Source organism: Allohahella sp. A8 (assembly GCF_047946665.1).
GTDB lineage: Bacteria > Pseudomonadota > Gammaproteobacteria > Pseudomonadales > Oleiphilaceae > Allohahella.
The window spans coordinates 131,495-144,794 of sequence record NZ_CP172312.1 but is presented as its reverse complement, the minus strand read 5'-3'; the positions used below and the strand labels follow the sequence as shown (position 1 = coordinate 144,794).

Sequence of the window (13,300 nt, the reverse complement as noted above, 5' to 3'; positions counted from 1 at the left end):
ATGAAGGTAAAGTCTGGCTGCTTGGCACGCTTCTCGCTAATTGATTCGATGAGTGTCATCAGACACCTATCAGAGCAACAAGGAGTTGATATGAATTGGGACCAAGTAGAAGGTAACTGGAAGCAGCTCAAAGGCAAGGTTCAACAGAAGTGGGGCAAGCTCACAGATGACGATCTTGATATCGCGAAAGGCCACAAGGAAGAGTTGCTTGGCAAGATTCAGCAGAAATACGGCATCTCGAAAGATGAAGCCGAGAAGCAGCTGAACGACTTCGAACGCAATATGTAACTGCGCTCTCGTTCAGTAGGAGCCCCTGATTGTTCAGGGGCTTTTTTTTGCGAAGCGTTTCTCCAGCAGATTGAGCAAAGACCTTATAGTGATGGGTTTCTCGACATAGGCGTCAAATCCGGATTTGAGAGCCCGTGACTTCATTTCAGCCTGCGTGTGTCCCGTAGTCGCTACGCAGAAAAGATCCTCTGTTCGTAGTCCTTCGTGATTCAGAGCAGCCATGACCTCGAAGCCATCCATGTCGGGCAGCGAAATATCCAGCAGCAAGGCATCCGGATTGAAACGTCTGAGCGTTTCAATGGCGTCGGCACCCGTATTCGCCGCAAGCACTTCAAAACCATGCGCAGTCAGCAATGCCTGCATCGCCGTGGTGACATCGAGATGATCGTCTACGACTAGTATCTTCCGCCGCTGCTGGCCGGATTGACCACTGCTTACGGCACTGTCTGCTGTCTGCACCTGCTCAAGTCGTGCCTGCCATGCCGGACCGTCTCTGCTCTGCATGAACTGCTCAATTCGTCTGAGCAAGGCAGAAATATTAATCGGCTTGGCGAGGTAGTCATCAACTCCCAGGCCGATGATCATCTCCCGGTCGCCTTTCATGGCCGCAGCGGTGATGGCAATGATCGGCTGCTCACATCCGAGACGTCTCAAGGCTTGCACTGCTTCCCTGCCGTCCATCCTGGGCATCTGCATGTCCATCAGAATGATATCGATAGAAGGCTCACCATTCTCTGCCGCCTGAAAGGCTGCCACTGCCTCTTTTCCGTCTGCCGCCTGCACCACTGTACCACCACAGCTTTCAATGGCACTGGCCAGATAGCTGCGAATGTCATCATTATCGTCGGCAATAAGCGCTCTGACTGGTAATACCGGGCGCTGGGCGTCAGCCTCCATGGTAACTGAAACGGCATCAAGCATGCCGCTCCTGAGCGACTTATAACCAGGCGGTACAAGCACCGGCAAACGTAGGGTGAACAGGCTTCCGAGACCAGGCGTACTTTCGAATCGGATATCGCCAGCCATTCTTTCAGCGAGATCCTTGCTGATGCTCAAGCCAAGCCCCGTGCCCTTTGCCTTTTTCACTTCGTCATTGCTAGCTCGCGAGAACGGCATGAACAGCTGATCATGGAATTCGGTTGGTATACCGATACCGGTATCCTTGACGGTAATCTCAAGTAGGCGTACGGCAGACGAGGTGAAATGCTCTGCCTCGCCGAAAACCTCGCCCATGCCCGGTGGTATGGTCTGTACTCTGCTGGCGCCAATTGTGACTGTTATACTCCCAGCGCTTGTGAACTTGATGGCATTGCTGATCAGGTTGTCGAGAATCTGCTTCAGACGGGTGGTATCTGCCTTGATGCGGGCAGGAACCTTGTCGAGAATGTCGAAGCGGAGCGCAAGGTTCTTCTCATCGCTGCGTGGCGATGCCACGGCAAGGATATCCATGATGAGATCCATCAGCTCGAACTCCTCAGGCTCGATCACCAGCTTCCCCGCTTCTACTTTTGACAAGTCCAGCAGGTCATTGAGCAACTCTTCGAGATAGGTGCCGTTGCGCCGGATGACGTTGATCTGCTCGAGTGCCCGCGGGTCGGAGACTTCAAGACGGAGCAGTTCTGCAAAGCCGGCAATAGCGGTCAGCGGGGTTCGCAGCTCATGGCTGATCCTGGCCAGAAATTCCGATTTGGCCTGATTGGCAGCCCGCGCCTCGGCAGTGATCGCCTCAAGTTGCTGCTGATGATGTTTACGCTCGGTGATGTCCACGAAGGTAATCACGGCACCAACGACCTTGCCTTTGTCATCAGTCTGCGGATGGCACCACAGCTCTACCGGCACAGCTTGCCCATCACGGCGCCACAGCACCTCGGCATCGGAGTCGACCATATTGCCGCTGCTGAGGCTTTGCATGATGAGGCTCTCAGACTCGGAAACGGCCTGGCCATTTGCAGCGGAGTGCTGAATGGTCGCGTGGACACTGCGGCCCACCAACAAATCAGGTGAAGTGTAACCAAGCAGTCTGACCGCACTCTGGTTGCAGAACGTACAGTGGCCATTCGCGTCCACACCGATGATGCCCTCCGCCGTGCTATCGAGCAGCAGGCGAATCCGACGGGCGGTGGCACTCGCCTTCTGCTCACGTTCTCTGCTATCAGAGACATCGAACTGGCAGCCGATGAAATGAGTCACCTCACCCAGCTCGTTTTTGACCGGTGTAATGGATAAATCGTTCCAGAATTCCGTCCCGTCTTTCTTGTAGTTCTTCAAGGTCACCCGGATCGACCGCCTGGCTTCGATTGCCTGACGTATCTTCTGCACCGAAACGGGATCAGTGTCATCACCCTGAAGAAATCGACAGTTACGGCCGATGGCTTCCTCACGTGTGTAGCCGGTCGTATCGTGGAATCCGGCATTCACATAGGTTATGAGTTCGGACCCAGCATCAGTGATGACAATGCCTGCCTGCGACACTTCCAGTGCCCGCTCTCGCAGGAACAGCTCGAAATTTGCATTGAGTCTGCTGCGCAGGTCGGTTGCGAGCACGAGTATATTTTGCTCACCATCGTCGAACCGTATCCGCGACATGGAGATCTCGACCGGGATCGAGGCATCTCCAGCACGATTCAGCACGAGCGCCTCACAGGTGGCCGCCCCTTCTGATACAGCCTGTTCGAAGGCGGCGACAGGCTGACTGCCCTTGAAGCTGGCCAGCGTTTCTCGAAGATGGGTATTGAGCAAGCTGCCCGCATCAGTTCCTGCGAACTCCATCAGGGTCCTGTTGGCGTAAGCGATACAGCCATTGAGGTCCAGAAGAATCGTGGCGTGAGGTGAACGGTCACTGAGCTGCTTGAACTTGCCAGCCTCGAACTGCGCCTCGCGCAACGAGCTGATATCAATCAGCGTCAGTACCGCGCCGGTAATCCGCTGGGACCGTTGCTCGCGATACGGCAGCAGCCGGAGTAGATAGCTCCTATCCCGGTGGGTGTGAATCCCGAGATCAATGTCTCTCGCGCTCTCAATGACTTCACGAATCTCGCTTGCAAGGTTTTCACGCTCAAGCGGCCTGGCCAATGCCTCGAAGCTTCGTCCCAGATCCTGTGGGCTCAGGTCGAAAAAATGAGAAGCTTCAGGGGTATAGCGGCGCAGGCAAAGATCTTCGCCGATGAACAACACGCCGATACGGGTATTGGCCATCAGGTTGTACATGTCATCGTTGGCTTCAGTCAGCTCATGAATCTTGCTCTGATACTCGGTATTGACCGTGTACAGCTCCTGATTAACCGACTGCAGCTCTTCGTTAGTGCTTTGCAATTCCTCATTCGAAGAGACAAGCTCTTCATTGGACGCCTGCAACTCCTCGTTTGTGGTCTCAAGCTCTTCGATAGTGGATTGCAGATCCTCCTGCGACGCCTGTAGCTCGGCCTCGAGTCGAACAATATGCTGTCTCGCCATTTCGTCGATATCGACCGCCACATCATCCAGCGCCTCGAGCTGCCCGACCGCTGATGGTTGGAATGAGACAGCCAAAAGGCCGGGACGTTCCGCCACCTCACCACAGGGACGAACCATAAGTTCAAACTGGTGAGCTTTTCCCTGGTTATCGTTAGTCCTGAAGCCCTTGTAGCGTACGTCCTTGTTCAGTTCTCGTGCGCTGTTGATCGCCGTGGCGACGGTCGATCGGGAGGCAGTATCAAGCATATCGACAAGGCGACGCGGCATACGGCCGGAAGAAATAATGAGGAAGCGCTCTCCGCCGCCGAAAATATGCACCAATTCGCCATGATCATCGATAACGAAAGAAGGCGGCATGTGCGTCTGCAACAAGCTTTCGAACAAGGCCGTCTGCGCTCGTTCGATATCACGATGGCTGCGCTGGGCGCTCACAGGACTGCCGCTGTGAAATACTTCAGTTCTCGCACGTAAACTTCCCCGATCAGGAATACGCAAACGAACATCCCGACGCTTGCGAAACAGTCTGGCGCGCTTATCGATCACCTCGAATTCGTCTGCCAGCTCTCCGAGAGACTCGCTGGAACCCAGCATGAGCACACCCTGAGGCTTCAGACCGAAGTGAAACAGTGATATGACTTTACGCTGCACTTCCGGCAGGAAATAGATCAGCAGGTTACGGCAACTTATGAAGTCGAGATTAGTGAAGGGCGCATCGCGAATCACATCATGCGCTGCAAAGGAGACCAGCTTGCGCAGTTCGGCGATCACGCGAAACTTGCCGTTTTCCTCGGCAAAGAAATATCGTCGCCGCGATTCACTCAATTCTCCGACGCTTTCGGCTCCGTACAAGCCAGCCGACGCAAAACGGACTGAGGACTGATGGACATCAGAGGCGAAAATCTTGAACCTCGGCTGATGATTGAGACGTTCGAATTGCTCGTACAGCAGCATACCAAGGGAGTATGCCTCCTCACCGGTTGCGCAGCCGGCACACCAAAGCCTGAGCTCGGTAGAGGCCTCCGTGTTGCGTGCCAGAAATTGCGAAACTAGTTTTGGAATGATCTGCTTCTCAAGCACCTGAAAGGCGACACTGTCACGAAAGAACCTGGTTACGCCGACGAGTAGATCCTTATACAGCAGTTCAATCTCCTCAGGATGGCCCCTGACGTGATCGACATAAGCCGTACTGTCGCGCAGACCTGTCAGCAGCATGCGCCGCTCGATGCGACGCCCGACAGTCCCGGTTTTATAGAGCCCGAAGTCGATACCGAAGGCATCCTGCAGAAGTGTGAAGACAGGCCGGAACTCTTCCAGTGACCGCTCACTTTGAGAAGAAGCAAAGCGATCTGGAGACAAACCGCTACGCACGTAACGCAGGATCGCGTCAGGCATGAGCTCGGGGGCGAGCGAGAGGGACACCACGCCCGTGGCGACGGCACTCAAAGGCATGCCATCGAAGGCAGCGGTTTCCTCAGATTGGGAAATGACCAGTCCACCAGCACCAGCAACCTCGACAACACCTTTCGAACCATCCGATCCAGTGCCGGAGAGCACTATTGCAATCGAACGCCTCCCACAATCCTTGGCCATTGAGTGGAAAAAAGTGTCCACTGGTAGAGCCGGTTGTTCCGAAGGGTCCCTTTCGAGCAGCTGCAACTTCCCCATGCTGATCGTCATCGACTTGCCCGGCGGCAGAAGGTAGACCTCGTTCGGAACGACTCGCATGTTGTCGCTCGCAGGCTGGACATGCAGTTTCGTTCGGCGCGAGAGCAACTGCTCCATCTGGCTTTTGAAGTCTGGCGAAAGATGCTGGATAACGATGTATGCAGCGCCCGAGTGCTCCGGCACCGCCGCAAAGAACTTTTCAAGTGGCTCCAGCCCCCCCGCTGATGCGCCAATGGCGATAACAGGGAAAACTTCCGGAGCACCGGCAAACGACTGTTCAGACACTGACACTCACATACCTTCTATCTGGGACTGCTGAGCATGATAAAGAAAATGGTTCTGGCGCTCCGTATGTACTTCTTACATGGAAAAAGCATTTGAGAGAACTAATGACAAAAGTAGATACGAGCCAGCTGCGGATTCCGGTGCCAAGAAATATGTTAATGAATTGTTTTTCATATATTTTTCTAAATCAGGCACTCTAATCGCATAGAAGAAAGTATTGAGGAGCAACTCAATATCAAAAAAAGCAACGCAAGGAGTGTATTATGTTGTATTGGGCCCTGGTATTTTTCATCGTAGCAATTATCGCAGGTGCAATGGGTTTCGGCGGTGTTGCGGGCGCTTCGTCCAGTATCGCTCAGATCCTGTTCTTCGTATTCCTGGTAGCACTGGTTATTTCCGTCATTATGCACTTCGCAAAAGGCCGGCGCTTATAACGGTATAAACTAGTTTAAAATAGGCCTCCTCGTGAGGCCTTTTTATTGCCCAATCGTGACCTTTCCGTAAAAGAATGCTATTTATAGCGTCAGTTCCCATCTGCCCGCAACACGGCTACCTCTCCACCCAAACAATTCTGCACGGAAATCATGAGCTGCATCGTTGAAAAGTTTTCGCACTTTATAGAACTTACCGCCGAGGAGCGCGAAACACTCAAGCATCTTGAGAAAGAAGAGTGTACGTACCGGAAGCGGGAAGTGATCTTCAGTCAGGACCGATCAGTCGAAAACCTGTATGTCATCAAGGAAGGTCTGGCTATTTCCTATTGCGAGCACAGCGACGGCGGGCGAATTGTGCTTAACTTCCATTTTCCCGGCGACCTCGTCAATGCCATGACACTCGGGCTCGGGGAAACACCCTATAGCCTCATGGCCGTGTCCGACAGTGTACTCTGCCCTTTCCCGAAATCAGGATTCAGTGAACTGTTTTCGCAGTCCGCAAGGCTTACATCGCTCATCTATGCCTTTGGCATGCTCGACAACACGGTTCTAATCGATCGCCTCCGGGCCATCGGACGGATGTCTGCGGAAAATCGCCTCGCGCTCCTGATATTACAGATCCATGCTCGGCTCAACCTGTTCTCTGACCATGAGACACTTGAGTTCGATGCGCCGATCTCCCAGGAAATCATGGCTGATGCAGTGGGCCTGACGCCCGTGTACGTCAATCGGATACTGAGCAATTTCCGCGAACAAGGCTTGCTCTCATTTCGGTCGCGACGGGTTGTGATTCACGACAAGCCCGCTCTGCTAAAGATGAGCGAGTTCAAGGATCGATATTACAACCTCGATATCTCCTGGCTGCCTAGCGAGCACGCAACCGCACAGGACAGCATCGATCGTACTACAAATTAATTAAACTATATTATAACCCTGCCAGTTGAGTCGGCGTAGTATCAGTACAGTAAAATTTCGGACGCTCCATACACAGCTTCGCGGAGAAGTTATGGTTGCCATCAAGAAAAAAAATAACCGGAACTCATACTACCCCGATCCCCACCAGCCAATTAGTCCATCTCGTATTGCCGATATCCGCAGCTATACGCTCGCGAAATTGGAAGAGCAGATTCGAAGAATATACCTAGCGACAGAAGCGGCCAGAACCAAAATTAGTACGGCCGAAGATCTGAAGCATGTATTGGCGGATTTGCAATCAGTGGCCGACGACTGCGGCAAATGCAGACTTCTCGTCGACAAGGCAATCGGCGAGCAACGAAGCGATTAGCGAGAATTCTGATTGGTCTTGTCAGAGATATCGACCTGCTGCCTGAGCAGTGACACGATAGAGCTGAACTTCTTGCACTCGTTCAGAATCCGGTTGAGGTTTTCGAATACCTCCTGACTGGACTGCGAGTTTTCGATCTTGAGTTTAGCCACTTCGGTGTTCATCGATATCGCATTGACAATATTTCGAAGCTCATGCAACTGATTGGCATCACTTCGGCACTGGTCCACCAGGGACTTGTCGAGCGAATCGTCACTGCTCATTCCTTTACTCTCTCGTATTGATTCAAACGGTTGTACAAAGTTTTCAGACTCACACCGAGCATCTCGGCCGCCTTTCGCTTGTCTCCACCGAGCTCTTCAACAGTCATAAGAATCAACTGTCGCTCTGTGTCTTCTATCGTCGTACCAACCCGTAGTCCAGTCGGCGCAATCTCTTCACTGGAAAATGGCGACGCAAGCTGCTCAGGGAACTCTATCTCGTTAGAGTCCGGATCAGACATAATGTAGGCGCGATGAATGGTGTGCCTTAGTTCACGCACGTTGCCAGGCCAATCGTAAGCCTGCAACTTAGCCATATCCCGCTCTGGCAACTGCAGTGAAGTGCCGCCACGCTCATTGAGCTCCTTCAGGAAATGCCTCGCCAGCAGGGGAATATCACCTCTGCGTTCCCTAAGCGGCGGAATCGTGATAGGGAATACGGCCAGACGATAGTAAATGTCTTCTCGAAGACAATTTTTTTCGGCAATTTCCTGAGGCGAACGATTAGTTGCCGAAATGACGCGGCATTGTACCGGCAGCTCCTTTGTGCCGCCGACCCGCAAAACCATGCCGGTTTCGAGTGTTCGCAACAGGGTTGGCTGCAGATCCAGAGGCATTTCAGTCACTTCATCGAGGAAGAGTGTGCCCTGGTCTGCACGCTCGAAGAGACCACCTTTACGAGCGATTGCACCCGTAAATGAGCCTTTCTCGTGACCAAAGAGCTCGCTACCAATCAACTCTCGTGAGAAGGCCCCACAGTTGGCAGCGACAAAGGCACCGCTCGGTGTAGCACAGTTGTGAATCGCTCTGGCCACAAGCTCCTTGCCTACTCCACTCTCGCCCAACAGCATGACGTTCGCCCCGCTGTCGGCTACTCGCTCTATCGTCTTATAGAGCTTCTTCATCACCTCAGACTCACCGACGAGGCAGTCGAAATGCAGGCCATCATCAGATTGCGCCTTGTCACCAGCCTTGGCGAGTAGACTCTTGATCTGATCGAGAGAAATAGGTTTGGTGAGATATGAAATATGCGGACCACACAGCGTGCGCACTTGTGCTTTCACAACCGGGTGGCCAGTGATAATGGCAAGATGAGTCGCGCGCTGGCCCTTCGACATCTCGTCGAGCAGTTCGAGTCCGCTACCATCCGGCAACATCAAATCCAGAAGGCCGAGATCGAATTGTTCGACAGCAAGTGCCTGCTTGGCTTCAGCAACACTGTGAGCGAGCGTTGCGTGGTGTCCCAGCATCTCAATCATCTCACTGAAAGCCTCGGAAAAGGCGTGATCATCGTCAACAAGCAATATATTCAACAAAACGGAGCTTCCACAGTTTAGACTGGTTCCGAGTGTACCCGTCTTTGCAGAAAAGCTCCATTAAACAGATAAAGGACGTCCTTACGGAACGTCCTTCTGATAAAGACCTCACAAAGCTCAGTGAGTCTCTTCCAAATGCTGTCGAGCCTGACGCAACTGCTGTGCGCTGGCATCCATCAACTGGTTTTTCAGCCGATCGCGCTGAGCACCCATGATTCTATCCTCGCGCCTGGTCGATGGCAGGAGCAGGCCGAGGGCAGCACCTATGCCTACGCCAATGGCCACGAGTGCCAGTGGGTTCTGGTCAATGGTTTCAGAGATTCTTGACCGAGCACGGCTGACCTGCTGCTTGGCCTTTCTCGTGCCGGTTCTGTACTGCTCGTGAACCGCATGCCCTGCTCTGTTTGCAGACTCTCTGGCATCGTGAGCCAGGTTGCCGGCCTTGTCTCTGAAATCCTCGGCTGTGTGTTCGGCCTTGTTTCTGAGATCTTCGGCTTTGCTCTTCATACCAGCGGAACCCGAGTTGGAAGTTGTATTTGAATTGCTCATCAGTTCACCTGCCTTGTTCTTGAGTTCACCAGCCTTATCCTTGACACTATCCGCCGCGTCGCCCATAGACGAGCGGAGGCCTGAATCGGATTTTGACCCAGATGAGCCGCTTACCGACCCACTGGTATCAAGCTGTACCTTTTGATTGCCACGATCTGGCAATTGATCTGTCCGCTGCGACGGATCTTCGCCTGTCCAACCATTTATATCGGCCGCACGTCCATCATGGCGCTCACCTCGATCACCACCGTGATAGCCGGATGAGGCCGCTGATGGCGTGGCCAGCGGAGACCCTGAGGTCGGAGTTTCCCACCGGGGCTGGGCGTTACCACCAGGATTATTCATATCCAGGTTGGACAGCTGATCCCGATTAGCGGATGTCGTCTTTTCATCGATGCCGCGGGCATTCTTGCGAAGTAATTCTGAATTCGGCGTCTGCGATGCCGACTTTGACTGTTGATGTTTGTCCTGAATAGCCATTATTGAACTCCTTTTTCAGTCAGATATCTTGACGGGCTGCACGCGGTGGCAGCCCGATGATCAGCTCAGTGACGTGAACGCGGCTGCTGGGATGTCTGGGCAGCGTGCTGGCTTGAGCTCTGGGCGAAGCGTGCAAACAGAAAAGCTGCAGCTGCGGCGCAACCAATCACCACACCGGGATAGCGTCTCGTTGCGTCTTCGAGCTGTCGCAGCATATCGGCCGGTTCGGTGTTCTTGATGCGCTCGCCGACACCGGACAGCTGCCGCGCGGCGTCGCTCATGTAGCCAGCTACGACTTCATTTTCTTCTGCCAATTCGTCAGCGGCACGATCAAGCGCTGAAGAGAAACCCTGAACACGGCCAGCGGCTTCGTTCTTCTTTTGTGCAGCCATGTCAGCGATTGCATGCTTACCTTCTTCAATAATTCGGTTGCCTTCCTGCTTCACATCGGCCTGACCGCCACCCTGGTTACGGGCATTCTGGCTTCCACTGTTCTGAGTGTTGCCGCTCTGGTTGGCCCCTGCCTGATTGGCCGTGGAATTCTGCGCACCACCGGCTTTGCCGGCCGCCGCTCCAGCGTTCAGGGTATCGTTGCTGTTTGGTCGGGACTTATTTTCGGTGTCTCGGGTCGTTGTTGTCATACCAAATCTCCAGTCTATCCAAAATTGAGCTCAGGAATAATCGAGCTAGTGCCACGGTCGCTGGACGGCATTCGCCGCCAGAATCACGAATCGGACGCCTGACCTGACTCGAGGTAATCAAGCGTGTCATCTGCGAGGTGCTTCGCCTTACTACCCAGGCCGGAAAGAACGCTATCGATAGAACCTATCAACTCAACATATTGTTCGCGCTGTGATGCTTCGGCTTGCTTGCCAAAAACATCGCCATTTAGTTTGATCGAAGCTCCCGAACTCATGCTCTCCAGGCCGTTACTGTGACCTAGAACTAGAATGAGGAGTGCGCCGACGGGAAAAACTGTATGTTTCGCCATCCGGGCACCGGAGAATCTTTTGAATCTGTGCGCGTTCATTATGTAGAGCCTGCTGGTTCGTTCCATGGTGTGGCGAATGCAAGCTGTGCTCCTGCTCAGCCTCTACCACACCCCGTTCAATACGCAGTTACATAGCGAGCTACGAGCCAGCATCTTATAAGTTCTGTAAAAACAGTAGCTTGAAAAAACGTAGGGTTTTTTTAGGCTCGCGGAAAGGCGAATGAGCGCTCTAATTGCAGCTGCAATTACAAGCGCCCAGGAAAAGATGCCGAAATTTACAAAGATAAGGCGGAGGGATTAAGACTACTGAGGGTCTGGAAGCGCTCTGGCCAAAGATTTCTGGAGTTCACGCGTGGAGGCCGTGTCGGGTGCCCGAGCACCGCCATCCTTCCAGGCATTCAAATGATTGCCTACGAGCTGAGAAAGCGCCGCGATATGGCCGTCCTCCGCATTCAGGCAGGGTATGAAGCCATATTCCCTGCCACCGGCCTGTATGAAGTACTCACGGTTCTCTTCGCCAATTTCCTCGATCGTTTCGAGACAGTCAGCAGCGAAGCCGGGGCAGAAGACCTGTACCGACCTCAAGCCAGCAGAAGCTAGCGACTTGAGGGTAATATCGGTGTAAGGCTTCAGCCAGGGCTCCCGACCGAAACGCGATTGAAAAGTGGTGAGGTACTCATCAGCACCGATCCCTAGCTTGTCTGCAATGAGTCGTGAGGTCTTGTGACAGTGACAATGATAGGGATCGCCAGCGGAGAGATAGCGCGCGGGTATGCCATGGTAAGACAGCAGAAGCTTTTCGCTTCGTCCGTGCCTGGCCCAATAAGCCTCGATGTGAGCTGCACAAGCCGTGATGAAAGGATCAAAATCGTGGTAGCAGTTGATGAACTGCAGCGCAGGCAACCAGCGTCGACGGGTGAAGTCGGCGGCGATGGCATCGAAGGTTGAGCCGGTCGTGGCAGCACAGTACTGTGGATACAGAGGCAGCACGATCAACTGCTCGACACCAGCTTCCTGCATGCGGGTCAACTTACTGGTGATTGATGGATTGCCGTAACGCATTGCAAAATCAACCACGAGATCATCGCCGTAATCAGCCTGCAACTGCTGCTTGAGCGCCTCGCACTGGTCTACTGTATGGAAGAGCAGCGGCGAGCCGCGGTCGGTCCAGACTGTCCTGTAAGCGCGAGCTGAGCGCGCGGGACGGATATTCAGTATGACGAGGTTGAGAATGCACCACCATAGCAGCCTCGGCACCTCGACGACCCTGGGATCACTCAGGAACTCCTTCAGGTACCGTCTGAGCGCCTTCCTGTCAGGCTGGTCAGGGGTACCGAGGTTTGTTATCAGCACGCCGGTGCGGCGGCGCTGGCCATGTTCGAAGCTGGTTTGCGCCTTGTATTGGGCGGTATCAGCAGGATGTTCGCGCCTGCTCAATTCTTGAATTCCGGCGCAGTTCTGGTCATTCTGGCCTTCATGGCCTGCTGAATGTCATCGCTCAGGATCATGGCTGAATTCCAGGTCGCTATGTAATTCAGCCCCTCCTCGACACTGTGGTCGCGTGAGAACAGGATCATCTCCTTGGTTCCACGAATAGCCAGGGGCGCCTTGCTGGCAATCTGAGCAGCCACTTCTCCGACCAGCATATCCAGCGCTGACTTGTCCCCGGCCACAGCATTGACCAGCCCCATGCCCCTGGCTTCCTCAGCACCAAACTCACGGCCCGTATAGGCAAGCTCACGCATGATGCCATCGGGAATGATTTTTGGCAGCCGCTGCAGTGTGCCGACGTCTGCTGTCATACCGATGTCGATTTCGCGGATGGAAAATTTTGCATCGCAGCTGGCATAGCGCATATCACAGCAGGTTATCATATCGATCGCACCACCAATAACGGCGCCATGCACGGCGGCAATAACCGGTACCCGACAACGTTCGATAGCAGTGAAGCTGTTCTGCATGGCGAGTATCTGACGACGCAGTCGCTCGCGGAAACGACCCTCACAATCGCGCTTAGCGGTAAAAATGGCTGAGAACTCTGCAAGGTCGATGCCGCCGCAAAAATGCTTGCCCTCTCCTGCCAGAATCGCGACCCTGATCTCCGCAACCTGATCAATAGCTTCAAAAACCTGCCCCACCTCAGCCCACAGTCTCATGTTGAGCGCATTGGCCTTATCCGGGCGGGACAGTGTCACCGTAGCGACATGCTCATTGACCTTAAGCGTCAGGTGCTCATATCGAGTTTCTTCGAGCGACTCGAGCGTGAGTTCTTTCAACAGTTGCATATGAGTTTC

The 13,300-nt window shown here is 53.7% G+C and carries 12 protein-coding genes; 4 read left to right on the top strand and 8 right to left on the bottom strand.

Going from position 1 to position 13,300, the window contains the following annotated elements:
• Positions 1–90 precede the first annotated feature (90 nt).
• On the top strand, positions 91–288 hold the full coding sequence (locus tag ACH3PB_RS00640; RefSeq protein WP_416397540.1) for a CsbD family protein: 198 nt from the start codon (positions 91–93) through the stop codon (positions 286–288).
• A 33-nt stretch (positions 289–321) separates the two neighbouring features.
• On the opposite strand, the gene ACH3PB_RS00635 is transcribed toward ACH3PB_RS00640, so the two are convergent.
• Positions 322–5,697: a chemotaxis protein CheB gene (locus tag ACH3PB_RS00635; RefSeq protein WP_416397539.1), complete on the bottom strand. Its 5,376-nt coding sequence runs from the start codon at positions 5,695–5,697 to the stop codon at positions 322–324.
• A gap of 257 nt (positions 5,698–5,954) precedes the next feature.
• On the opposite strand from ACH3PB_RS00635, the gene ACH3PB_RS00630 reads away from it, so the two are divergent.
• The 3 genes from ACH3PB_RS00630 (at position 5,955) to ACH3PB_RS00620 (ending at position 7,410) form a co-directional block, all read left to right on the top strand.
• Complete coding sequence (locus ACH3PB_RS00630) at positions 5,955–6,125, top strand: DUF1328 domain-containing protein (protein WP_344807668.1); 171 nt, start codon at positions 5,955–5,957, stop codon at positions 6,123–6,125.
• 150 nt (positions 6,126–6,275) lie between these two features.
• Positions 6,276–7,040, top strand: a complete 765-nt coding sequence (locus ACH3PB_RS00625) for a Crp/Fnr family transcriptional regulator (RefSeq protein WP_416397538.1) — start codon at positions 6,276–6,278, stop codon at positions 7,038–7,040.
• Between the two features lie 91 nt (positions 7,041–7,131).
• Positions 7,132–7,410: a hypothetical protein gene (locus tag ACH3PB_RS00620; RefSeq protein WP_416397537.1), complete on the top strand. Its 279-nt coding sequence runs from the start codon at positions 7,132–7,134 to the stop codon at positions 7,408–7,410.
• On the opposite strand, the gene ACH3PB_RS00615 is transcribed toward ACH3PB_RS00620, so the two are convergent.
• The 7 genes from ACH3PB_RS00615 to ACH3PB_RS00585 all read right to left on the bottom strand — a co-directional run bounded on the left by ACH3PB_RS00615 (position 7,407) and on the right by ACH3PB_RS00585 (position 13,291).
• Entirely contained in the window at positions 7,407–7,673 is a 267-nt protein-coding gene (locus ACH3PB_RS00615; protein ID WP_416397536.1) for a hypothetical protein, read from the bottom strand. The two genes, ACH3PB_RS00620 and ACH3PB_RS00615, sit on opposite strands and share 4 nt — an antisense overlap.
• Complete coding sequence (locus tag ACH3PB_RS00610) at positions 7,670–8,986, bottom strand: sigma-54-dependent transcriptional regulator (RefSeq protein ID WP_416397535.1); 1,317 nt, start codon at positions 8,984–8,986, stop codon at positions 7,670–7,672. The genes ACH3PB_RS00615 and ACH3PB_RS00610 overlap by 4 nt, the downstream gene beginning before the upstream one ends.
• A 117-nt stretch (positions 8,987–9,103) precedes the next feature.
• Complete coding sequence (locus ACH3PB_RS00605) at positions 9,104–10,015, bottom strand: DUF883 family protein (protein WP_416397534.1); 912 nt, start codon at positions 10,013–10,015, stop codon at positions 9,104–9,106.
• A gap of 65 nt (positions 10,016–10,080) precedes the next feature.
• A complete protein-coding gene (locus ACH3PB_RS00600) occupies positions 10,081–10,656 on the bottom strand; it encodes a hypothetical protein (RefSeq protein ID WP_416397533.1) in 576 nt (191 codons plus the stop codon).
• An 83-nt stretch (positions 10,657–10,739) separates the two neighbouring features.
• Positions 10,740–10,931, bottom strand: coding sequence for a hypothetical protein (locus ACH3PB_RS00595; protein WP_416397532.1), 192 nt, complete (start codon positions 10,929–10,931; stop codon positions 10,740–10,742).
• Between the two features lie 378 nt (positions 10,932–11,309).
• Complete coding sequence (gene hemH, locus ACH3PB_RS00590; RefSeq protein ID WP_416397531.1) at positions 11,310–12,443, bottom strand: ferrochelatase; 1,134 nt, start codon at positions 12,441–12,443, stop codon at positions 11,310–11,312.
• Positions 12,440–13,291 carry a crotonase/enoyl-CoA hydratase family protein gene (locus ACH3PB_RS00585; protein WP_416397530.1) on the bottom strand — a complete coding sequence of 284 codons (852 nt, stop codon included), beginning with the start codon at positions 13,289–13,291 and terminating at the stop codon, positions 12,440–12,442. Before ACH3PB_RS00585 ends, hemH begins: the two co-directional genes overlap by 4 nt.
• Positions 13,292–13,300: the final 9 nt, after the last annotated feature.